Origin of the sequence: Bradyrhizobium sp. LMTR 3 (genome assembly GCF_001693485.1) — a bacterium.
Classification (GTDB): Bacteria; Pseudomonadota; Alphaproteobacteria; order Rhizobiales; family Xanthobacteraceae; genus Bradyrhizobium.
Genome location: NZ_MAXC01000004.1, coordinates 63210 through 86398, shown reverse-complemented (window position 1 = coordinate 86398; position 23189 = coordinate 63210). Strand labels below are relative to the sequence as shown.

Here is a 23189-nt window from a genome sequence, read left to right as displayed (position 1 = left end):
GCCGTTTTCGCCCTTTGGCCGGCTTGCCGCTCAGAGATAGCGCTTCAAATCCTTGGCAGCTTCCTCGGGCGTCCGTTTCAGGTTGAAGGGCGCTACGAAATTGCCATCGCGATCCATCAGATAGATCAGCGCGGTGTGATCCATGGTGTAGTCGCCGTCCTTGAGCGGGACTTTTTTTGCATAGACCCGGTAGGCCGAGAGCACCTTTGCGATCGCCTCCGGATTGCCGGTCAGCCCCTTCAAATGCGGGTCGAAGCTGGAGAGATAGTCCTTCATCGCGGCCGTCGTGTCGCGCTCGGGATCGACGGAGACGAACCAGGCGTTGACGCGATCGGCATCACTGCCCATTGCTTTCAGCACTTCCGATATCTCGAACAGCGAGGTCGGGCAGACATCTGGGCAATGGGTGAAGCCGAAGAAAATCAGTGTCGGCTTGCCTTTTAAATTCTGCTCGGTGACGGTCTGGCCGGCCTGGTCGGTCAGTTGAAACGGTCCGCCGATCGCGGCCGGCGCCGTGACGGTTCGCAAGCCGCCCATTGCCCACAGCATGATCGTCAGCCCGACCGCGAGGCTCGCGGCGAAGGCAGCGATAATCACCAGCGGGCGAATGGTCCGGTCCATGTCAGGAATTCCTTATTGCCCGGTCAGAAGCAGGCCGAGATGCCGGCGGCGATCATTTCGAAAAACACCGTGGTGCCGTAATGGAACCACAATGCAGCCGCGCCGAGCACGGCCGCCGCACCGAGGCCGGCAGCGCTCCAGACGATCACGGACGCGACCCTGCTCTGCCGCGGGGCCGCCGCCATCATTCGGACTTGCGTGGAAATCGGCTGAACCATGGGGTTCAGATAGGGCCAGTTCCCTGAGCAGGCAAGCGGAATGGCCGCGCCCGACATCACGTCATGCGGAGGGCAGGTCGGGCGAGAGGTGCACAAAAAGCAAAATGGCCGGGACCCGTCTCCGCGAACGCTTCGCCGGGCCAAGAATGCGCTCGGCCGCCGAAGCTTTAGCGAAGGCGGCAGGTCCGGCCACCGCGTTACTTCTTTGGCGAAACGCCCGTTCGGTTCAGCGCGAAGCGGGCTTGTTCGAGGACGCCTGGGCGTCGAGGTAGCAGGGCCTGTACATCGCCTGAAGCTGCTTGCCGCGCAGGAAGAGCATGCGCTGGGTCAGACCACCGCGCGCCGCGATCCACCTCCGTACCGGCGGCGGATACATCGAATACAGCATCTGTGTTGCTTCGGGGTTGGTGATGGCACGGCCGTTGGCGCCGAAATCCCAGGCGGCATGGAAGCCGAGATTGGCGTGCGAGGTGACGCAGATCCGGTCATGGGGAACCGCGCCGAGTACGATGGTGCAGGCCGAGGCGCACAGGCCGTCGATGATCACGGTTTCGCCCGAGGTGCGCAGGCCCTGGTATCTGTCGACATAGGTGCCGATCCGGCCGCCGCGATCGTCGGCTATCCGCACCACCGCCTGGCTCGCCCCTACCCCCGCCAGCAGCAGCACCGCGGCAAGCAACCCCGTCACCAGCTTCATATCCCGCCCCAAATCCAAAATGTCGAAACCGAATCTGATCGTCTTCGTGATGCAAGACGTGGCGTAGCGTCGTTTGAGATCGTGATTTTGTCTAGGCAGACACAGCTAGTCAAAACAAATTCAAATCAAGTGTTGCTTGGCCGCTGCACCCTCCGCGCGCAGAGGTCCCAAACTGGAACAAGCAATCCTTTGCCGCAGCGATGCAGTCACAGACAAGAGTCCGATTGCCGTTGACCGCGCGCGAGGACGCGGGCTTGAATCAAAAACGGCACGGGAGAGGAAACGATGGCTGACGATGCAGACGTAATTGTGGTCGGCGGCGGCTTGGCGGGGCTGGTCGCGGCGACGGAGATCGCAGATGCCGGCAAGCGCGTCATTGTCGTCGACCAGGAAGGCGAACAAAGCCTTGGCGGACAAGCCTTTTGGTCGTTCGGCGGATTGTTTCTGGTCGACTCTCCCGAACAACGCCGGCTCGGCATTAAGGATTCGTTTGATCTCGCATTGCAGGATTGGATGGGCACCGCGGGCTTCGACCGCGACGACGACCATTGGCCGAAGCGATGGGCGGAAGCGTATGTTGCGTTCGCGGCCGGCGAGAAGCGCGACTGGCTGCGCGCGATGGGTCACCGTATTTTTCCGGTGGTCGGCTGGGCCGAGCGCGGCGGCTATGACGCGATGGGCCACGGCAATTCGGTGCCGCGCTTTCACGTCACCTGGGGCACCGGCCCCGGCATCGTCGAGCCGTTCGAGCGCCGCGCGCGCGAAGCGCAAAAAAACGGCCGGTTGACGTTCAAGTTCCGCCACCGCGTCGACACACTCATGATGACGAACGGCGCGGTCGAAGGAGTCGGCGGCTCGGTGCTCGAACCCGACAGCGTCGAGCGCGGCAAGAGCTCCTCGCGCCAGGTGATCGGCGATTTCACGCTGCGTGCGCAGGCCGTGATCGTCGCTTCCGGCGGCATCGGCGGCAATCACGACATGGTCCGGCAGAACTGGCCGAAGCGGCTGGGCGCGCCGCCGACGTTCATGATCTCCGGCGTCCCCGAACATGTCGACGGCCGTATGATCGGCATTACCGAGGCGGCCGGCGCGCGGCTGATCAACCGCGACCGGATGTGGCACTATGTCGAGGGCATCCGGAACTGGAACCCGATCTGGCCGCGCCACGGCATCCGTATCCTGCCCGGTCCCTCCTCGATGTGGTTCGACGCCACCGGCAAGCGCCTGCCCGCGCCGCTCTTCCCGGGCTCCGACACGCTCGGCCAACTGCAATACATCATGTCGACCGGCTACGATTACTCCTGGTTCATCCTGACCCAGAGCATCATCAAAAAGGAGTTCGCGCTCTCCGGCTCCGAGCAGAATCCCGATCTCACGGGCAAGAGCTGGCGCATGACGATCAAGCGCGCCACCAACAAGGGGGCGCCGGCGCCGGTGGAAGCGTTCAAGCAGAACGGCGCCGATTTCATCGTGCGCGACAATCTCGGCGACCTCGTCAGTGCGATGAACGCGCTCGCCGGCAGCGACCTGCTCAAGCTCGATCACATCAAGGCGCAGATCGAGGCGCGCGACCGCGAGATCATCAACCCCTATGTCAAGGACGCGCAGGTGATGAACCTGCACAATGCGCGCCGCTATATCGGCGACAAATTGATCCGCACCGCAAAGCCGCATCGGATTCTCGACCCCGAACACGGCCCGCTGATCGCGGTCAAGCTCAACATATTGACGCGCAAGACGCTGGGCGGTTTCGAAACCGATCTCGACTCGCGCGTGTTCGGCACCAACGGCGAGATCATCAGGGGCCTGTACGCCGCCGGCGAAGCCGCCGGATTCGGTGGCGGCGGCATGCATGGCTACCGCTCGCTGGAAGGCACCTTCCTCGGCGGCTGCCTGTTCTCGGGGAGGAATGCGGGACGCGCGGCGGCAAAGGCGGCTTCCTGATTTCTCGCCATGATGGGCAAGCTTGTCCCGGCATGGCGGCTCCAAGCTCAATGCAAATAACGCAGTGGCGCATGGGACACGAGCGCGCTAAGTAACCGCCGCCCCCTATCAGGAGAACAATATGACCATCCAGCGCTTCGAAACCGGACCTCGCATGAGCCAGGCCGTCGTCCACGGCAACACCGTCTATCTCGCCGGCGTCGTTGCCGGCAAGGCCGCCGGCAAGAGCGTGACCGAGCAGACCGAGGACATTCTCTCGATCATCGACGGCCATCTCGCCAAGGCCGGCACCGACAAGTCGAAGCTCTTGTCGGCCACGATCTACATCACCGACATGAAGACCTTTCCCGAGATGAACGCGGTGTGGGACGGCTGGGTCTCGGCCGGCAACACCCCGGCGCGCGCCACCGTCGAGGCCAAGCTCGCCGCCCCGCAGTACAACGTCGAGATCATGGTCGTCGCGGCGAAGTAACGTCAGCCAGCCGCCAACCGTCTTGCTGCCCCGGATTGCAGGCGCAATCCGGGGCATTTTCATCTGCCTCTCACGCGCTGATCCGTGCGCCCGTGACATCGCCGATATCGGCCTGAAGCCACCGGGCGATCCGGTGCCAGGAATGGCGCAAGGCGCTGCGCCCCATGAAAAGGCTGAGATGACCGCATGGCTCGGAGGCCCGTTCCAGCCATGCCGGCGGCGTGCCCAAAAGCCGTGCGGTTGCGAACGCCTGATCGGGCGGGACGACGATGTCGTTCTCTCCCGCCAGCAGGAAGACCGGCACGCGCACCTCGGCAGGATCGATCCTGCGGCCGAGCGCGACGAAACGCCCTTCAGCGATCTGGTTCTCGCGAAAAACCCGGCCGGTCACCTCGAGATAATATGCTCCCGGCAGATCCAGTGCCTCGCGATCCCAGCGCTTGAAACGGTCCAGCAGCATGCGCGCCTCGTCCGATCCGTCGCGAAGATTCCTTTGCAGCACGGCTTCGACGTCATGCTGGCTGAACGGCGTGTTCCAGAACCGCAGCATGTGCTCGCCGTTCATGATTCCTCCTCCCTGCTGCACCATCTGCTCGAAAGCTGCCTGCGGAAGTGCGGCCACCATCTTCGAGAGTTCTGACGGCGCGGATACATCGACCGGTGCACCGGCGAGCACCAGCCGCCGCACCTTGCCGGGGAAACGAGCGGCGTAGACCAGCGACAGCCACCCGCCCTGGCACAGGCCGACAAGATCGACCGGCGCGCCGATCTCGTCGATCGCCACATTGAGTTCGGCAAGATAATTGTCGATCGACAGATGGCGCATTTCCGGCGTGGCCGAGCGCCAGTCCGTGACATAGATGCGGTTCATGCCGTCTCGTTGCAGCGCCCCTACCAGACTATGGTCAGGCGCGAAGTCCGCGACCAGTGCGCCGTGCAGCGCATAGGGCGCGCAAACGAGCACCGGCTGCCCCGCATTGCCTCGCGAAAACGCCCGCAGCCGCATCGACGGAAGTTGCAGCGCCACGACATTTGGCGTGGTCCAGGCCAGCGGCATCTGCTCCGGCGCATTGGAAGGCGCGGGCTTGGGATCAGCGAACCATTGCGCGTAGCTGTCGAGCGCCAATCGCGTGGCCTCCAGCGGCCACAGCCACACCTGCTGCGCCCAATCGGCGCCCGCATGCTGCTCCGGCGTCTCCGGTATCTTGGGTTTCTCTGCCACACCCGTTCCCCGATTGATCGTCCCACCACGATGAGGACGGCAAGAGCCGAGGTCGCATGCTTTTACGCCAGATCCGGCGCCGGCCCTAGCCCGATCGATCGATCGATCGATCGGCGGAAATAGGTCAGCACCGCATCCGCAAGATGCTTGATTGCCAAAATCGAAATCCTTGACCTCTGAGGTAATCGATTGGCGCGTCGGATTTCTCGATAGTCGGCCAGCCGGCCCATTCGGCCGGAACGAAGGAGAGCACGATGACCGACATCAACAAGATCGCCCGCAGCTACATCGATCTGTGGAACGAGCGGACGCCAAGCCGCCGCCGCGAAATTCTCAGCCAGAACTGGACCAGCGATGCCCGGTACATCGACCCGCTGATGTCGGGCAACGGCCATGACGGCGTGGACGCGCTGATCGCGGGCGTGCAGCAAAAGTTTCCGGATTTCAGGTTCAGGCTGATCGGCGAGCCCAATGGCTTTGGCGACCACGTCCGCTTCTCCTGGGGCCTCGGCCCTGACGGCGGCGACAGCCCGATCAAGGGTACGGATTTCGCAGTCCTCAGCGACGGCCGCATCCGCAGCATCACCGGCTTCCTCGATCAGGTGCCGGCGGGGGCTTAGTCCTGAGCAACCGACAACGGAGTGTGCGTACGCGTTCTCGCGACGCATGGCGTCCGAGCTTTGCTCTCAACTTCCCGCCCTCTCCAAATAGAGGGCGCAGGGAAGACCGGGTGCTGGCTGCACCCGCGGTCTCGTGTGCAAGTGCGCATAGCAAAAGCGCACACGAGCATACAGGTACAGCGGGAGCATCCCGGCCTTCCCTGCGCAATGGCTTTACGGCTTACTTCGTGCTCTCCCCGGAGAACGGCTCTTTTGCCTCCGTCGCTGCGCAAATAGTTTCACGCAGCTTAGCGCCAGCACCGCGGCGCCCGAACCACACGACTTCGCCGTACGCGTCAGGCGCCTACGTCTTGCGCATTCCGCGTCCATCGCATCTCACCGCACGTTCGTGACGATCGCGAGCGCCCCTCAATGGGCGAGACGGGCGGAGTTATGCCGATGATTTGCCCGTCATGTTAAGCGGAATATTTTTGATTCTTTCTGTTTCTTGGGCTTGACACGATTTCTGAAAATCAGAAGTGATTTGCCCGTCGTGTTGATTTGCCGCAGCAGTGCATCGTGATTGCGCTTGCACGCGAGGCAAATCAGTCAGCGTAGGGTGGGCAAAGCGCAAGCGTGCCCACCATCACGAAGCGAGTTCGATGATAGATGGTGGGCACGGCGCGAAGAGCGCCTTTGCCCACCCTACGGGCGGCTGAAAAATAGCTTGCTCGGAGCAAAACGTTCTGCTGCAACGATGGTCCGGCTGGCCCTGTTGCGACGTTGCGGAGTATAGAACCGGCGCGGGATTTGCTTCGCTGAGCCGATCAAAAACGGAGCTGTCATGAGCATCGACCTGACCCGCCGCACCCTCCTTCACCTGGCCGGCGCCTCCTCGCTGAGCGCGGCCGCCACGGCGGCAGCGTTGGCGGAAGGAGCGGCCGACGGCGCTGCCGGGCCGATCTTCGCCAACCGCACGCCGATGCGGATCGGCATGGTGACCTTGCGCGTGCGTAACCTCGATCTTGTCACCAACTACTATCGCGACGCCATCGGGCTCACCGTCATGCAGCGCACGGCTACCGGCGCCCGCCTCGGCGCGGGCGGCGTGCCGCTGCTCGATCTCACCCTGCGCGCGGGCGCCGCCAGCGAGGCGCGGAGTGCGGCGGGCCTTTATCACACTGCCTTCCTGATGCCGACCCGCAAGGATCTCGCGCGTTGGCTGGTGCACGCCGCAACGAACAAGGTGCCGCTCTCAGGGTTTGCCGACCATCTCGTCAGCGAGTCCGTCTATCTCGACGATCCCGAAGGTAACGGCATCGAGGTCTACGCCGACCGCGCGCCCGAAAGCTGGAAATGGGATGGCGGCACGGTCGCGATGGCGACCGACCCACTCGACATCGACGGTCTGCTGACGCTGACGAATCCGCGCATCTCCAACTATGCCGGGGCGCCCGACGGCCTTCGCATCGGCCACATGCATCTGCGCGTCGGCGATCTCGAACAGGCCGACCGCTTCTATGGCGGCGCCATCGGCTTCGACCCGACCCGTAAGCGGACCGGCGCCGCGTTCCTGTCCTCGGGGCGCTATCACCACCACCTCGGCATCAATGTCTGGCAGAGCTCCGGCGCCGGCCGGCGGGATGATGCGTCCACGGGACTTGCATGGTTTTCGCTCGAGGTCGCGTCGGAGGAAATCCTGCAGGCCCAGCAGCAGCGCCTGCGACAGGCGGGCGCGCCGGCAGCAGCGATTGCGAACGGCATCGAGACGGCCGATCCCTGGGGGACGAAGGTGCGTCTCATCAAGGTTTGACGGCGCGACAAACGAATGAACGACAGCGTCCCGTGCGCCGGGGTCAAAGCTGTGCCGAGAGGATAGTCCAATGACTTTGCCGATGAGCTGGAACGAATGGGCCGATCATGATGGCGTGGCGCTGGCCGCGCGTGTCGCGAAGGGCGAGCTGACCGCCGCAGAACTGGCGGCGCAGGCGGCCGCCGGCATCGCGAAGGTCAACCCCGCGCTGTCGGGGGTCGTCGAAGTGTTCGAGGATGCGGTCGCCGATCCCGCCACCGACGGTACCAATCTCGGCGGGCCGTTTGCCGGACTTCCGTTCCTGATGAAGGACCTCGGTCCGACCTTGAAGGGCCGGCTGCAGGAAATGGGCTCGCTCTATATGCGCGGCAATCGCGCCACCGCGGACACGTTCCTGACGCGAAAGATGCGTGCGGCCGGGCTCAATCTGATCGGGCGCACCACCACGCCAGAATTCGGGGTTTGCAGCTCGGCCGACAATCCCGCCGTCTACGTTACCCGCAACCCCTGGAATACCGACTACACCACCTGCGGATCGTCGGCGGGAAGTGCTGCGATGGTCGCCGCCGGCGCGGTGCCGATCGCGCACGCGACCGACGGCGGCGGCTCGATCCGGATTCCGGCCGGCGTCAACGGCAATATCGGACTGAAAGTCTCGCGCGGCGTGTTCTCGCTGTCGCCGCTCCTCTCCGACTTGAGCGGGCTGGTCTCGATCCAAGGCTGCCAGTCGCGCACGGTGCGCGATACCGCTGCTTTCGTCGATGCCTGCCGCGGTCCGGCGCCGGGCGAATTCATGCCGTTCTGGAGCCCGCCGGAGCCGTATACGCGGATGATCGCACGCGATCCTGCCCGGCTGAAAATCGCGCTGTCGTACCAGTGGGGCGAATACCGGGCGACGCCGCATATCGCAGGCGAGCTGCAGAAGGCCGGACGCTTTCTCGAGGGCCTCGGCCATCACGTCGACTACGCCCTGCCCGAGATCGACTACAGCGCAGCCTTCGCCGCGCAGACCACTTGCTACATCAGCAATTTCGCCGTCGTGATCTCCAACATGCTGGCGGCGCGCGGCCTCGAACAGCCGCCGGAAGATCTGATCGAGCCCATCAATATCCGGATCTGGGAGCGTGGCCGGCACACGTCCTACGCCGACCGTGCCCGCATGCAGGCGGTGTTCAACACGACCTCGCGCAGCTTCGGCGCGTTCTTCGAGGACTGGGACGTCATCGTGACGCCGATCACGGCGCTGCCGACGCCGAAGGTCGGCACCACGGAATATCTCACGATCAGCGACAATCCCGACGTGCTCGATTGGTTTGGCAATCTCTGGCGCAATTTTGCCTTTACACCGCTCGCCAATCTCTGCGGCATTCCCGCGATCTCGCTACCGCTCGCCACCCACGAGCACGGCCTGCCGCTCGGTATCCAGGCCATCGCGAAGCAGGCCAATGACGGACTGTTGCTGCAGCTCGCGGCGCAGATCGAGCGGGCGATCGACGGCAAGTGGAACGCCGGGCAGAAGCCGGGCGTGCATGTGACGAGCACTTGAACAGGCCACCGATCAAACAATAGCATTTGGGCGCGATTTGATTAGAGCAGCGCGAAATGGGAGCGCCGTCGCTCGGGCAAGCGGGAGGGCTTGATGCTGATCGACTGGAATGAACTGGAGCTTACGGTCGAATTCGTCAGCAGTGGGCCGGTGGGCGCACACGAGGCCGTCCTCTGCCGGGAGACCGGCAAATTTCTTTGGCATACCGAACTGTTCGACGATGCCGACGATTGGCCTGAGGATGCCGATGACGAGGATAAGTATCTCTCGATCCCTCACAAGAAGGAACTCGATCTCGGCAAGGTGCTGGTGTTCGAGTTCGCGAGGGAATTTCTCCCGGAAGACTATGATGAGATCAGGTGGATTTTCAGCAAGCGGGGCGCCTATGCGCGTTTCAAGGGTCTGCTGCAGCGAAAAAATGCGCTCGACCGATGGTTCGAATTTGAGAACAAGGCTACGGGCACTGAGGGAATGGTGCGACGCCAATGGGCTAACGATCCGGGAAGCAAGCCGGCCCGCGACGGAGCCGGAGCAGCATTGATCTGACCTGTTGATTTCCCTGCGGGCGATTGCAGCCTGCCTTCGGAGCGATAGAGTACGGCACGGACAGAAACGGGCGGCGGAGCTGGAACATGGCGCGCAAGCATTTGCTCGCAGGGCTGATGGAATGGGTGACCCGGGAGGAATGGCGCGACCGGTTTGAGGAGGTCCTCGAATTCCATGTGCTGCCCGCTTGCGACGACACCGGCCTCGAGCCGGACGAGATCGTCTCGATCCTCGGCGAGGACATGTTCATGCGCACGGTCTGGGCCTGCGCCTTCGAGGACATGCTGACGCGGGAGTTCGGCGACGGCAGCAACATCGTCGATGACTATCTGAAGCACCGGGGATCGAAGGAACCGGCATCCACCCGCGCCTATATCACCGCATTGCGGAATTCGGTGATGAGCCTCTATGAAGTGAGCGACGTCGTGCTCGATAAATCGTTCCGTGCGCGCGACCTCGTGCGCGGCGGCGAGCCGATCCTGATCAGCGAGCGTTTGGCAACGCGTTTCCTCAAACAATGGGATCGCTTCGCCGGACGCGTCTTGCAGGTGGGAGGCCGGACGCAGATCAGCGGAGCCGTGTTGCCGTACGAGCATCAGTCATCGGAAGAGCTCGTCGACGGCCTTCGCAGACTGGGAAAGCTTAGCAAGAAGGATGAGCAGGCGCTTGCCAGATCGATCGGAGAGGAGTTCGACGCCGCCGCGATCGCCAGGCTTTCCGAAACCGAAAGGCTGCGTGCGACCAGCCCGACTTTCACGAGCATGTGGCTGGTTGACGCGATCGATCAGGCTCAGCGCGACCTTCCCGAGTTGCGGAATTTCGATGGTGACGAACTGCTGCTGTGCACTATTTGCTATCCGCTCGACAAGAGCACGACGGAGGATGAGATCCGCAGGGTGCTTAATTCGTGTGCGGACCTGCGATCGATCACCGCGACGCAATGGAACTGGATTGGCGGGAAGAAGCGCGGCAGGAAATCGGCCCGGGCCCGATCGTCGGAATCCCTGACCGTCGAAACGTCCCTCGATGATGGCGCGCTCTCGCTCGGCCATCTGGAGCTGGACGGCAGAACGCTGGTGCTGTCAGTGAATTCCCGGGAGCGCTCGGAACGGGGACGCGCGTTGTTGTCGGCGGTGCTAGGCAAGCGCATCGGACAACCCTCGATCGAGGCCACGACCGTCGAGCAAGCGCTCGCGTCAGGCGATGCCGATGAACCCGAAGAACTCGATCTTTCGGAGGAGGAGCACCGCGCCATCATCCACGAGACCATGGACCGGCATTATCGCGAGACGCTCGATGAGCCCGTCCCGGCGCTCGGCAACAAGTCACCGCGGGCTGCGGTCAAGACCAAAAGCGGTCGTGCCAAAGTCGTCGACTGGCTCAAGATGATGGAAAACCGGACCGCCAAGGCCGGCGAATCCAACCCCGCGATGGCGAGTTACAGCTTCGACTGGATCTGGGCGGAATTGGGCGTCGCCGAGTTGAGAAGATAGCGGCAGAACTCGTGCGCGCACCAATCGAAGCCGCTACCCGCCTGGCACGGCCGTCACACCCCATCGGCTGAGTCAAAAAAGCTCGACACCATCTACATTCGTGACAGTGCCGGAAGTATGCGGTAGCGAGCGACTTCCGTCGGAAAATTGGCGCGGTTGGCGAGCAGGAGCACGCCGACCTTTCGCGCGGGGACCAGCCCCACATAGGCCGATGCGTTGTTGAGACCGCCCGGCTTGTCGACGATGCTTACCCCATCGACGTCGACATTCTCCCAGGCCATCGCCTGTCCGAACATCTCGCTCACACGGAACATCTCGCGCTGCGTGATCTGCAAGGCCTCGCGTAACTGCGGATCGGTCCCTCTGCCGTCGACACAAGCAGCAAGGAAGATCGCCAGATCCCGCGCCGACGAGAACATCTGTCCGGTCCCGGCGAAATGGTAATAGCCCTGCTGGTTACCCGGCAGCCCGATTGGCGTTCCGTCATCGGAATAGCCCTGAACGGCGCGCTGCATGAACTCCGGGCTCATGATGGCGCGATTATCCGGCCCGCGGTCCGGAAGCAGCGTCGAATTCATGCCAAGGGGCTTCAGGATGCGGGTTTCGACGAGCTCCTTGATTGGAAGCCCATACCGACGCTCGAGCGCGAGCTGCAACAGCACATAGCCGGCGTGCGTATAGACGCGCTGCTTGCCCGGCTCCTCACCCGCATGGGGAGTCCAGGCGTTGAGCATGTCGAGAAACCTGGCCAACGAGTACGTCTCGTTGGGCCAGGGCGGATGATCCGTTGCCAGCAAGAGGCCGGACGTATGGCTTGCAAGCTCGCCGAGCGTGACCCGACGAATATAGTCCCCCCGCAATTCGGTGACGTATTTGTCGATGGGATCGTCCAACCTCAATTCGCCACGAAGCGTTCCGAGCGCCACCAGCGTAGCTTCAAACACCTTGCGCATGGACGCGATATTGAACAGCGTGTCCGGCGTAATTGCCGCTTTCCTGGCTTGATCCGCTAAGCCGTAGTTGAAGAATTCCACGCGGCCCGCGATGTAAATCGCGGATGCGGCCCCGCCCGGATGATCAGCCGTCGCTTCGGGGGCGACGTTGCCTGCCACGATGTCTCGAACCCGCGACTCCATCTCAGCGTCGGCAATGCCAACCGGCACCGAACCGGGCAGGCAGGCCAGCAGAAAGGTCAAGCCTGCAGCGCGACACCACCATCTGATCGAAGTCGTTGCCATTTGGACATGTACCGCGAAATCGCCAGCCGCTGCCGTCAGCCGGGCGATGCGGCGATTGATGGAAACAACATGACAGGTCCGCGCGGTAGTTGTGATCCCGGGTTATGCTCCCAGCCGAAACGCGCTGTCCCTGCAATCGCTCCTCAAGAACACGGTCATTTGATGAAGTGCCCTGCCCGCTTGATGATGCGGAGTGGGACGACTCATCTTCGTCATCCCGCTCCATCGCTGCTTTCTCCGGGCAAACCGGCGCGCCGGCTCTACTTCCACTTCGCCAGATAGAACCGCGGCAGTTCGTCCGGGTATGGCGTGAAATCGAGCTGCTTGGAGTGGCCGTAGGTCGTCACATAGGTATGCAGCGGCGCCCAGTAGGCCTGCTCGGTGATCTTCTTGATCGCCGCCGAATAGGCCTCCTTGCGTATCTCCGGGTTGATGGATGAGCCGCCCTGGATCAGCCATTTCTGCACGTCGGGATCGCGCGAGTAGTCGTCAGCGCCGCCGTCGAAATAGTTCGGCAGAATGGCCGAGACGTCGTTGATCGAATAGCTGCCCCAGCTTCCGAGATACATCCGCAGCTCGCCGGCCTTGGCGCGCTGGATCAGCGCCGCGGTCTGGAGCTGGTTGAGCTTGGCGCGGATGCCGACCGCATGCAGATAGTTCTGCACCGAGGAGCCCCATTGCGGCAGCACGTAGCTGGCAAGCTCGACGTCGAATCCATCGGGATAGCCGGCCTCGGCGAGAAGCTGCTTCGCCTTCGCCGGATCGTAGGCGTAGGCCACCGCGGCTTCGGCATCGCAGCCGAACTGCGAGGGGAAGCAGGGCGCAGACGGAACGCGGCTACCACCGGTGACGAGCTTGTCGGCGATCGCCTTGCGGTCGATCGCGTGCCAGATCGCCTGCCGCACCTTGAGCTTGGTCAGAGGATTGTCGGCGCCGGTGCGGCCGCCCGCATCCATCGAGAGAAAGCCGATCCGCATCGATTCCTTGCGCACCGCCTGCAGATGCGGCATCCGGTTCACGGGCTCGAGCTGGTCCGGGTTCATGTTCCAGATCCAGTCGGCGCGGCCGGCGAGCAATTCCGTCATCTCGGTGCCGGCATCCGGCACGAAGCGCACGCTCATCTTCTTGATCGCAGGCTTGCCCTTGGGGCTGCCGGCCCAGTAGTCCTCGAAGCGCTCGAAGTCGATGGAGACGCCGGGCTCGACCTTCGTCACCTTGTAGGGACCCGCGCCGACCGGCGCCTTGGCGTAACCTTCCGCCCCGACCTTCTCGCGATAGGCCTTGGGATAGATCGGCAGCACCAGCGCGAAATATTCCAGCGCCGCGGGGTTCGGCCGCTTCAGCTTGACGCGCACCGAAAGATCGCCGGTCTTCTCCGCCTTGTCGATCCAGTTGTAGTTCGACGGGGTCGAGACGCGACTCGCCGGATCGGCAACGATGTTGATGGTGTAAACGACGTCGTCGGCCGTGAACGGGCTGCCGTCATGGAATTTGACGCCCGGCCGCAGCGTGAACTCGATCGTGGTCGGATCGGGCAGCTTCCATTCGGTGGCCAGTAGCGGCTCCAGCTTGAAGGTGTCCGGATCGCGGTAGACCAGCGCGTCCCAGCCCTGGTGATGCATCACCACGCCGGTGCGCAAATTGTTGTAGAACGGGTCGATATTGGGCAGCGCGTCGCGCATCACGATCCGCAGCGTGTCGGCCGATTTCTGCGCCGCCGCCGGCAACGCAGCGACACCCGATAGAACCGCCGCAAGAATTGCAACGCCGAGCTTCTTTTGCATACGCATATCGCTCTCCATTTTTTTCTATTACAGACGGCGCAAAGCACGCCCTATGCCAAGTGACATTCTACCATTCCCCGGGGCGGACGGGCCATGGGCATTGGCGCCTCATGGCGGCAGCGTTCGACCGCGATGCGGCAGCGCGGGTTGAACCGGCAGCCCGGCGGAATATTGGACGGATCCGGCATGGCGTCGCCGAGGCCGATGTCCGGTACGCCCTTGCCCGGCTCCGGCGTCAGCACGCTTTCCAGGAGCGCTTGGGTGTAGGGGTGGCGGGGCTTGCGAAACAGCGCGTCGGTCTCGTTGCGCTCGACGAACCGGCCGAGATACATCACCGCGACTTCGCTCGCGACATGCTCGACGACAGCGAGATTGTGGCTGATGAAAAGGTAAGTCAGCCCGAGGTCGCGGCGCAGATCGGCCAGGAGATTGAGGATCTGCGCCTGCACCGAGACGTCGAGCGCGCTGGTTGGCTCGTCGCAGATCACGATCCGCGGCTCCAGCACCAATGCGCGGGCAATCGCCGCGCGCTGGCGTTGCCCGCCGGAGAGTTGTGCCGGCATGCGCTCGCCCATCGCGGCCGACAGGCCGACGCGCTCGAGAATGCCGCCGACCCGGCGCTCGATCTCGCCGCGCGAGAACGTGCCCTGGGCTGCAAGCGGCAGCGCCACGATATCCTTGATGCGCCGGCGCGGATTGAGCGAGGCGAACGGATCCTGGAACACCGGCTGGATCAATCGCGCCCGCGCCTTACGGTCGAGGTCGAACAGGCGCTTGCCGTCGACCAGCACGGTTCCCGCCGTCGGCTTGAGCAGCCCGAGGATCAAACGCGCCAGCGTGGACTTGCCGCATCCGGACTCGCCGACGATGCCGAGCACGCTACCGGCCGGCACGCTGAAGGTGACATCGTCGACCGCGACCACGCGCTTTTCCGCCGACATCAGCCCGGTGTGGACGCGGAATTCGCACCGCAGGTTCTCGACCTCGATCGCGGCGGTCATGCGGGTTGCAGCTCCGCCCAGTCCGGCTCGAGCCGGCAAAGATAATCATGCGCATCGCCCGCCCGACGCCGCGGTATCGCGCGCGCGCAGGTTTCGTCGGCGTGGGCGCAGCGCGAGCGAAAGGCGCAGCCGGCAAAGCCGGGCCCGATCGCCGGCACGACGCCGGGGATCGAGCCGAGCGGCCGGTCGCGCTGCACCCGGCCGGGCACCGGCACACAGGACAGAAGACCGCGGGTGTAAGGGTGTTGCGGCGCGCGGAACAGTTCCGCGGTCGGCGCACGCTCGACCACCTCGCCGGCATACATCACCGACACGTGATCGGCGACGCGCGCGACGATGCCGAGGTCATGGGTGATCAGCAGGATCGAGAGGCCGAGCTCGCGCTTGAGGCCGGCAAGCAGCCGCAGGATCTGTGCCTGCACGGTGACGTCGAGCGCGGTGGTCGGCTCGTCGGCGATCAACAGTTCCGGATCGCACATCAGCGCCATCGCGATCATCACGCGCTGGCGCAGACCGCCGGAGAGCTGGTGCGGAAACTGGCCGAGCCGCATGCCAGGTGCGGTGATGCCGACGCGGCCCATCAGTTCGGCGGCGCGGTCGAGGGCCGCCGCGCGCGAGCCGCCCTTGTGGCGCGTCATCACTTCCGCCATCTGCGAACCGATGGTGAAGGCCGGGTTGAGGCTGGTCATCGGCTCCTGAAAGATCATCGCCATGCGGTTGCCGCGCAGGCGCGCCATCTCGCGGTCCGACAGCGACAGCAGATCGGTGCCGGCGAAGCTCATCTTTTTCGCCGAACGTTGGCCGCCGCGGGCGAGCAGGCTCATCACCGCCAGCGCTGTCACCGACTTGCCGCAGCCGGACTCGCCGACCAGGCAATGAGTCTCACCCCTCTCGACCCGGAACGAGGCGCCGCGCACTGCCGCGGTGCGGCCGAACGTTACCTGAAGCTCCTCCACATCCAAGAGCGCACTCATCGCAGCCGCTCCGCGCCGAGCAGATTGCGCAGTCCGTCGCCGACCAGATTGATGCCGAGCACCAGAACCGCCAGGGCTACGCCGGGGATCATGATCACCCAGGGCGAAAAGAACATGTAGTCCTTGCCCTCGGCGATCATCAGCCCCCATGACGGCAGCGGCGGCGGCACGCCCAACCCCAGGAACGACAGGGCAGCCTCGAGCAGGATGGCCAGCGCCATCTCCAGCGTTGCCACCACGGCGAGATGGCTCGCGATGTTCGGCAAGATCTCCTTGACCAGGATGTGCGGCATCGAGGCACCGGCGCACCAGGCCGCGCTGACGTAGTCGTGGTTGCGAACCTGCATGGTGGTCGCGCGCGCGACGACCGCGAAGCGGTCCCACAACAACAGCCCGAGGGTGGCGACGACGAGCCCGAGACCCGATCCCATCAGCCCGACCACCGCAAGCGCGACCAGCACGACGGGGATCGACAATCGCGTCGTGATGGCGAACAGCACGAAATCGTCGACGCGGCCGCCGAAGAATCCGCCGAGCACGCCGAGCGTGATACCTATCAGCCCCGACGTGATCACCGTCATGATGCCGATCAGGAGCGAAATGCGCGCGCCATAGACCAGCCGCGCGAGATAGTCCCGGCCGAGTTGGTCGGTGCCGAGCCAATGGCCCGGCTGGGTGCCCTCCATCCAGAACGGCGGCTTGAGACGATTGCCGAGGTCCTGGGTGAACGGATCCTGCGGCACCAGCGCATTGCCGACGAGCGCCGCCGCCAGGACGATCGCGACGATGGCAATCCCGATCGCAAAGCCGGCCGCGCCGATGCGCGAGCTACCTATGCTCGAAGGCTGCGGCGCCTGAATGGCAATCGGCTCGCTCATCCGGTCCTCAGCCTCGGATCAAGCAGCGCATTGAGAATGTCGGCCAGGAGCGTGAGGCCGATATAGAACACGGCCAGCACCAGCACCACCGCCTGCACGACAGGGAAATCGTTCTTGGCGATGCTCTCCCAGCCGAGATAGCCGACGCCATGCAGCGCGAACACCGTTTCGATGACGATCGAGCCGCCCAGCATGAAGCCGAGCTGGACCGCCGCGATCGACACCACGGGAATGGCGGCGTTGCGCAGCGCATGCTTGAAGATGATGCGCGCCCGCGACAGGCCCTTGGCGCGGGCGGTGCGGATGTAATCGGAGGCCATCGCCTCGATCATGCCGGAGCGCGTCAGCCTCGTCAGCGCCGGGATCGCGGTGAAGGCAAGCACGATGCCGGGCATCACGAAATGCTGCCAGGTGCCGGTGCCTGATATGGGCAGGATGCCGAGCTGCAGGCCGAGCACGATCATCAGGATCAGCGCCAGCCAGAAGCTCGGCACTGCCTGCCCGACCATCGTGAACAGGGTGACGCCGCGGTCGATCCAGGTGTTTTCGCGGAGCGCCGCCAGGATGCCGAGCGGAAGCGAGATCAGCAAGGCGAGGCTCAGGCCGACCAGGCCGAGCGTCAGCGTGATCGGCAGGCGCTTCTGGATCAGGTTCGCCACGCTGTCCTTGAAGAAATAGCTCTGGCCGAAATCACCGACCATGGCGCGGCCGGTCCAGGCGAAGAACTGGACATAGAGCGGGCGGTCGAGGCCGTAGGCCTTGCGTATGATTTCGACGTCGGCCTGCGTCGCCTGCGGACCCGCGATCGAAACCGCAAGGTCGCCCGACAGCCGCGTCAGCAGGAATGCAAGCGTCATGACGGTCAGCGCGACGAGCACACCGAGAGCAAGACGCCGGGCAATCAGACGCAACATCAACAAACTCCAGCGCCGACGCACACGCATCGTGATCGGCAAAGCAAGCGCAAGTGTCACCAAACCGTCGTCCCACGCAAGAGACGATTGCAACGATTTCCCATCGCGACGACGGCCTGTGGCCGTGATGCAATGTGTGTGCCATTGCAAGCTGCAATCCGGCGACAAGCACCCGGTCCGGTGCAACTTTTGCGGTCAAAAAAGTCCGAACGAGTATCTTGGGCTTGGGATGGGGCCGCGCGCGGATCACGGACACCGAGGTCCACCGCCTCAAATGTAGCGGTTCGGCGCGAACGGGGCGACATCGTAAGGCGGCGGCGCGCCGCCAATCATGGCGGCAATGGCGGCGCCGGTTGCGGGACCGGTCGTGAAGCCGATGTGCTGGTTGCCAAAGGCAAGCCACAGGCCGGCATGCCGAGGCGCTGGTCCGATTATCGGCAGGCTATCGGGCAGCGTCGGCCGTGAGCCGCGCCATGCATCGCCGACAGCGTCGCCGAATTCGACCACGCCGCGCGCGAGCGGAACGATCTGGTCAAGCTGGGCAAACGAGGCCGGCGCATCGCGATCGCTCAGTTCGACGCCCGAGGTGACACGGATGCCCTGCTCCATCGGCGTCATGATGAAGCCGCCGTCGATGTCATAGATCGGCCGCCGCAACGCACGCGCCGGGTTCGGCTTGAATTCGCGATGATAGCCGCGCTCACAGGCCAGCGGCACGCGATAGCCGAGCGGCCGCAACATATCCGCCGACCAGGGTCCCAGCGCGGCCACCACATGCCGCGCCGAAATCTCGCCATCGGCCAGCACCACACGCCAGCCATCGCCGCCGGGTAGGATCGCCTTGATGTCCGCCCGCCTCACCTGGCCGCCGGCGTTCGCGAACATCCGCGCATAGGCCTTGACCACCTCGCCCGGCGAGTCGACCGAGGCGGTCTGGGTGTGCAGCAGCCCCACTTTGTAAACGGGCACGATATCCGGCTCGAGCGCGGAGATGGCCTGGCGGTCGAGCCATTCGCTGGCGATGCCGTATTCGGCCAGCATGGCTTGCTCCTGCTTTGCCGCGAGAACCGCATCGCTGCGCCACGCCCTGAGCCAGCCGGTCTCGCGAATGCGATGTCCCGCTCCCGCTTGCACGATCCATTGTCGATGCAATTTCGCCGAGGCACCAATCAAGTCATGCAGCGCGATCGCGCGCGGCTCAAGTCGCGACGCGGCCGAACTGGCCAAGAAGCGCGCGACCCAGCCCGCGTTCTTCACCGCCCAAAGCGGACTCCAACGCAATGCCGCGTGGCGGTTGGTCAGGTATTTCGGCAGCGACTTCCACAGCGATGGATTGTTGAGCGGCGTGATCGAGCCGCTGCTGATGATGCCGGCGTTACCGTATGAGGTCTCGCTGCCCGGCTCGCGCCGATCGACGAGTACGACCGACATCCCGCGCTGCTGCGCGGCAAAGGCCGTCGATACCCCGACGATGCCCGCGCCGAGCACCACGACATCCGCATTGTCTTCCGACATCGACTTTCCAAACACCTTCCCAGGGAGATCTTACAAAGGAGCCTTCACATCATGCTCGGGCCACCGCCGACCGGCAACACCGGAAAGTTCCCTTCCCAACAAATCATCACCAAAACGCCGCATGTGAGTCTGCAACCTTTCTGACTGCCGTGGCTTCTTGCACCGCGACGTTCGTCGCATTCCAGCCAACCTTCATAGGAGTTGACTATATGGCTGCACTACTCGGAAACCTGCTTGGTACCGTCGATGGCCTGCTCGGAACCGCCACCGGCGTACTTGGCGGCGCCAGCGCCAGCGGCAGTGCTTCTGCCAGCGCCAGCGGCACGGCGGACCTGTCGAACGTGCTCGATCTCGGCGCAGTAGTTGAGACGAACCCGAGCATCGATCTCTCGGCCGGACTCAACGGCGTCGACGCCTCGGTTTCCGCACCGACCTTGATCGGCGCCAGCGCCGATGTCGGCCATCTCGATGCCGGCGGCCTGCTCCACGGCCTCGCCTAACTCCAGTTGAGTTCGGACATTTCAAAACCGCGCGGCGTGGGGAGCGCATCCCCACGCCACGTCTCCAATATATGCACTGCACGAGTAGATCGCGTAGCGCCAAGTCAACTCGCTTCACGTCAACTCGCTTAAGGTGATTGCCGAATGCCTACGGGCATGCTGACCACCCTTGACGACTCGGTCGCGCCGGCGCGACGGATCGATGACGTTCGCCAGGCGCTGGTCGCGCTGTGGCCGCAATTCCTCTGGGCCGGGCTGTTCTCCAGCGCCATCAACCTGCTCTATCTGAGTTCGCCGCTCTATTTGATGCAGGTCTATAACCGCGTGCTGCTCAACGAGAACGTCTCCACGCTCGTCCTCCTCACCCTGATCCTGGCGATCGCGCTGCTCACCATGGCGGCGCTGGACGCGGTGCGCTCGTACATCCTGATCCGCTGCGGCATCCGCCTCGACATGGAATTGTCCGCGCGCGTGTTCGAAGCGCTGGTGGTGCGTTCGGCGCAGCGCGGCGCATCGCGCGGCGCGCAGCAATTGCGCAATCTCGATCAGTTCCGCACCTTCGTGACCGGCCCCGGCATCTATTTCGCGTTCGATCTGCCGTGGATCCCGATCTATCTGATGCTGCTGTTCTTCATCCATCCGCTGCTTGGCATCGTCGCGACCATCGGCGCAGCTCTCCTGCTTGGCCTCGCCGGTCTCAACGAGGTGATGACCCGCGAGCCGATGAAGGAAGCGGAGGCCGCCGGCAACCAGTCCTATGTGTTCACCGAAAACATCCTGCGCCACGCCGACGTGATCCGCGCGATGGGCATGCAGCCGGCGGTGGAGCGCAACTGGCAGAGCCAGCGCTCGTCGATGCTGGTGCAGCAGGCGCTTGCAAGCGACAAGAACGCGGTGATGACCTCCTCCATCCGCTTCTTCCGCCTGCTGTTGCAATCGCTGATGCTCGGCACCGGCGCCTGGCTCGCCATCGACCACGCGATCACGCCGGCAACCATCTTCGCCGCCAGCATCGTGATGGGCCGGGCGCTGGTTCCGGTGGAACAGGCGGTCGGCACCTGGAAACAGTTCATCGGCGCGCGCGAGGCCTATGCAGAGGTGCGCGAACTGCTCGGCGAGATCGACCTGACGCCGCCGCACACCATCGTGCCACGGGCGCGCAACACCATCGAGGTACGCGAACTGCGCTGCCTGCTGCCGGCGCGCAAGGAGCCCGTCATCAGGGACCTGACCTTCGAGCTTGGCGGCGGCCAGGCGCTCGGCATCGTCGGCCCGAGCGGCTCCGGCAAGAGCACGCTGGCTCGCCTTCTGGTCGGCGCCATCGCACCCGCCGATGGACGGTTGCGTTTCGGCGGGCTCGACTACAGCCACTGGGATCCGCTCGAATTCGGCCGCCATGTCGGCTATCTGCCGCAGGATGTCGGCCTGTTCGCCGGCACCGTGCGCGAGAACATCGCCCGCTTCGGCGATGCATCGACGGACGAGATCATCGACGCCGCCAAGCGCGCCGGCATTCATGAGATGGTGCTCGACCTGCCGAAGCAATACGATACGAGGCTCGGTCCCGGCGGCGTCGGCCTGTCCGGCGGGCAGCGCCAGCGGCTGGCGCTGGCGCGGGCGCTGCTCGGCCGCCCGCCGCTGCTCGTGCTCGACGAGCCCAATGCCAATCTCGATGCCCCCGGCGAAGAGGCGCTGAAGGTGGCGCTGCTGCAGGCCAAGAGCGAGGGCGCCACCATCATCGTGATCACCCACCGCACCACCATTCTCGACATCGTCGACGTCATGATGGTGCTGCGCGGCGGCATGCTCGACATGCTGGGTCCGCCGGGCGAGGTCTACCACGCGCTCCAGCAGGCCGCCGCGGGGCGCGCATCATGACGGCGATCGGCGACGGCTTCGCCCCGATGCGCGACCGCGCGCGCTACGCACGCCCCTCGCGGCCGGCTCTGCTAGGCGCCGGCGTGGTGGCGGCGTTCCTTGCCGCGATGACGATGTGGGGAACGCTCGCGCCGATCTCCGGCGCGGCCATCGCCAACGGCAACCTCCAGGTCGAGGGGCGGCGGCAGAGCGTGCAGCACCCCTATGGCGGCGTCGTGCGCCAACTCACCGTGCGCGACGGCGCGCGCGTCGAAAAAGGTCAGCTCCTGATCCGGCTCGACGACAGCGACCCGCGCGCCAAGCTCGATGTGCTCACGGCCGATCGCGACGCTGCGCTGGCCGCGCGCGCAAGGCTGGTCGCCGAACGCGACCGAAAAGATGCGCCGGAGTTCGACGAACATCTCCGCGCGCGCGGCGAACTATCCGCGGCGCGCCAGGCCATGGCCAACGAGACCGCGATGATGGCGGCGCGAAAGCACCAGTTCGCCGCCGAGACGGCGGTGCTGCGCGGCAAGATCAAAGAGCTCGAAGCGCAGATCGCGGGCACGCAGGCGCAGCTTGCCGGCACCGAGAAGCAGCGGGAACTGCTGACCGACGAGATGAACGGCGCGCAACATCTGTTCGCGCAGGGCTATACGCCAAAGACCCGCATCCTCGCTTTGCAGCGCGAGGACGCCCGGCTGAAGGCCGATATCGGCGCGCAGCAGGCCAGCATCGCCGGCATGCAGCAGCAGATCGCGCAGAACGATCTCGAGATCGCCAGGGTGGAGCGCTCACGGATGAGCGAAATCACCGACCAGTTGCGCGGGACCGAAAACAAGCTCGCGGAACTGGCGCCCAAGATCGACGCCGCCACGGACGTGATGGTTCGCACGCGGATTACGGCGCCGGCGACCGGCTCGGTGGTCGGCCTCGACGTCTTTACCGAGGGCGGCGTGATCCAACCCGGCGCGCGGCTGATGGACATCGTGCCCACCGACAATCCGCTGATCGCCGCCGCAAAGCTGAAGCTGTCCGATATCAACGACGTCGCCGTCGGCCACCGTGCCGAGGTGCAGCTCACCGGCGTGAACTACATCGAGCGTCCCCGGCTCTACGGCACCGTGCACACGGTGTCCGCCGACCGCCTGACCGACGACAAGTCGGGACAAGGTTATTACGCCGTCGAGGTCGCGCTCGATCCCAACGACGTCAAGAAGTCGCGCATCGATCTGCAGGCCGGCATGCCGGCCGAGGTGATCGTGCCGACGCGTCCGCGAACCCTGTTCGAATATCTGCTCGGTCCGCTGCGCGACGAGATCACCCGCGCGTTCCGCGAGCGCTGAGGAGGAGATGG

At 64.5% G+C, this 23189-nt stretch carries 21 protein-coding genes; 10 read left to right on the top strand and 11 right to left on the bottom strand.

Annotation, left to right across the window (positions count from 1 at the left end):
- Positions 1 to 30 precede the first annotated feature (30 nt).
- From LMTR3_RS04655 to LMTR3_RS04645, 3 genes are all read right to left on the bottom strand, one after another.
- A complete protein-coding gene (locus tag LMTR3_RS04655; protein WP_065743916.1) occupies positions 31 to 621 on the bottom strand; it encodes an SCO family protein in 591 nt (196 codons plus the stop codon).
- A gap of 23 nt (positions 622 to 644) precedes the next feature.
- Positions 645 to 809, bottom strand: a complete 165-nt coding sequence (locus LMTR3_RS04650) for a hypothetical protein (protein WP_245319756.1) — start codon at positions 807 to 809, stop codon at positions 645 to 647.
- A 256-nt stretch (positions 810 to 1065) separates the two neighbouring features.
- On the bottom strand, positions 1066 to 1536 hold the full coding sequence (locus LMTR3_RS04645; protein ID WP_065743915.1) for a hypothetical protein: 471 nt from the start codon (positions 1534 to 1536) through the stop codon (positions 1066 to 1068).
- Positions 1537 to 1821: 285 nt separating this feature from the next.
- Here LMTR3_RS04645 and LMTR3_RS04640 point away from each other — a divergent pair, with 285 nt between their 5' ends.
- Positions 1822 to 3480 carry an FAD-binding dehydrogenase gene (locus tag LMTR3_RS04640; protein WP_065743914.1) on the top strand — a complete coding sequence of 553 codons (1659 nt, stop codon included), beginning with the start codon at positions 1822 to 1824 and terminating at the stop codon, positions 3478 to 3480.
- Between the two features lie 121 nt (positions 3481 to 3601).
- A complete protein-coding gene (locus LMTR3_RS04635; RefSeq protein WP_065743913.1) occupies positions 3602 to 3952 on the top strand; it encodes a RidA family protein in 351 nt (116 codons plus the stop codon).
- 70 nt (positions 3953 to 4022) lie between these two features.
- On the opposite strand, the gene LMTR3_RS04630 is transcribed toward LMTR3_RS04635, so the two are convergent.
- Entirely contained in the window at positions 4023 to 5174 is a 1152-nt protein-coding gene (locus LMTR3_RS04630) for an alpha/beta fold hydrolase (protein WP_502686601.1), read from the bottom strand.
- A gap of 254 nt (positions 5175 to 5428) precedes the next feature.
- On the opposite strand from LMTR3_RS04630, the gene LMTR3_RS04625 reads away from it, so the two are divergent.
- The 5 genes from LMTR3_RS04625 (at position 5429) to LMTR3_RS04605 (ending at position 11171) form a co-directional block, all read left to right on the top strand.
- A complete protein-coding gene (locus LMTR3_RS04625) occupies positions 5429 to 5794 on the top strand; it encodes a nuclear transport factor 2 family protein (protein ID WP_065743912.1) in 366 nt (121 codons plus the stop codon).
- 823 nt (positions 5795 to 6617) lie between these two features.
- Positions 6618 to 7586, top strand: coding sequence for a VOC family protein (locus LMTR3_RS04620; protein ID WP_065743911.1), 969 nt, complete (start codon positions 6618 to 6620; stop codon positions 7584 to 7586).
- 70 nt (positions 7587 to 7656) lie between these two features.
- Positions 7657 to 9132, top strand: coding sequence for an amidase (locus LMTR3_RS04615; protein ID WP_065743910.1), 1476 nt, complete (start codon positions 7657 to 7659; stop codon positions 9130 to 9132).
- 93 nt (positions 9133 to 9225) lie between these two features.
- Complete coding sequence (locus LMTR3_RS04610; protein WP_245319754.1) at positions 9226 to 9678, top strand: hypothetical protein; 453 nt, start codon at positions 9226 to 9228, stop codon at positions 9676 to 9678.
- An 86-nt stretch (positions 9679 to 9764) separates the two neighbouring features.
- Positions 9765 to 11171 (top strand): DUF7986 domain-containing protein, encoded by a 1407-nt coding sequence (locus LMTR3_RS04605; protein WP_065743909.1) that lies wholly within the window; start codon positions 9765 to 9767, stop codon positions 11169 to 11171.
- 92 nt (positions 11172 to 11263) lie between these two features.
- On the opposite strand, the gene LMTR3_RS04600 is transcribed toward LMTR3_RS04605, so the two are convergent.
- The 7 genes from LMTR3_RS04600 to LMTR3_RS04570 form a co-directional block, all read right to left on the bottom strand.
- Positions 11264 to 12367, bottom strand: coding sequence for a serine hydrolase (locus LMTR3_RS04600; protein ID WP_245319752.1), 1104 nt, complete (start codon positions 12365 to 12367; stop codon positions 11264 to 11266).
- Positions 12368 to 12669: 302 nt separating this feature from the next.
- Positions 12670 to 14199, bottom strand: a complete 1530-nt coding sequence (locus tag LMTR3_RS04595; protein WP_176721821.1) for an ABC transporter substrate-binding protein — start codon at positions 14197 to 14199, stop codon at positions 12670 to 12672.
- Between the two features lie 44 nt (positions 14200 to 14243).
- Complete coding sequence (locus LMTR3_RS04590) at positions 14244 to 15194, bottom strand: ABC transporter ATP-binding protein (RefSeq protein WP_065743907.1); 951 nt, start codon at positions 15192 to 15194, stop codon at positions 14244 to 14246.
- Complete coding sequence (locus LMTR3_RS04585) at positions 15191 to 16168, bottom strand: ABC transporter ATP-binding protein (protein WP_065743906.1); 978 nt, start codon at positions 16166 to 16168, stop codon at positions 15191 to 15193. The genes LMTR3_RS04590 and LMTR3_RS04585 overlap by 4 nt, the downstream gene beginning before the upstream one ends.
- Positions 16165 to 17046 (bottom strand): ABC transporter permease, encoded by an 882-nt coding sequence (locus tag LMTR3_RS04580; RefSeq protein ID WP_065743905.1) that lies wholly within the window; start codon positions 17044 to 17046, stop codon positions 16165 to 16167. Before LMTR3_RS04580 ends, LMTR3_RS04585 begins: the two co-directional genes overlap by 4 nt.
- Positions 17043 to 17960 (bottom strand): ABC transporter permease, encoded by a 918-nt coding sequence (locus tag LMTR3_RS04575; protein WP_057846049.1) that lies wholly within the window; start codon positions 17958 to 17960, stop codon positions 17043 to 17045. The genes LMTR3_RS04580 and LMTR3_RS04575 overlap by 4 nt, the downstream gene beginning before the upstream one ends.
- Before the next feature lie 270 nt (positions 17961 to 18230).
- Entirely contained in the window at positions 18231 to 19475 is a 1245-nt protein-coding gene (locus tag LMTR3_RS04570) for an NAD(P)/FAD-dependent oxidoreductase (RefSeq protein WP_065743904.1), read from the bottom strand.
- 209 nt (positions 19476 to 19684) lie between these two features.
- On the opposite strand from LMTR3_RS04570, the gene LMTR3_RS04565 reads away from it, so the two are divergent.
- The 3 genes from LMTR3_RS04565 (at position 19685) to LMTR3_RS04555 (ending at position 23178) form a co-directional block, all read left to right on the top strand.
- A complete protein-coding gene (locus LMTR3_RS04565) occupies positions 19685 to 19975 on the top strand; it encodes a hypothetical protein (protein WP_065743903.1) in 291 nt (96 codons plus the stop codon).
- A 144-nt stretch (positions 19976 to 20119) separates the two neighbouring features.
- A complete protein-coding gene (locus LMTR3_RS04560; protein ID WP_245319750.1) occupies positions 20120 to 21853 on the top strand; it encodes a type I secretion system permease/ATPase in 1734 nt (577 codons plus the stop codon).
- Positions 21850 to 23178, top strand: a complete 1329-nt coding sequence (locus LMTR3_RS04555) for an HlyD family type I secretion periplasmic adaptor subunit (RefSeq protein WP_065743901.1) — start codon at positions 21850 to 21852, stop codon at positions 23176 to 23178. Before LMTR3_RS04560 ends, LMTR3_RS04555 begins: the two co-directional genes overlap by 4 nt.
- Positions 23179 to 23189: the final 11 nt, after the last annotated feature.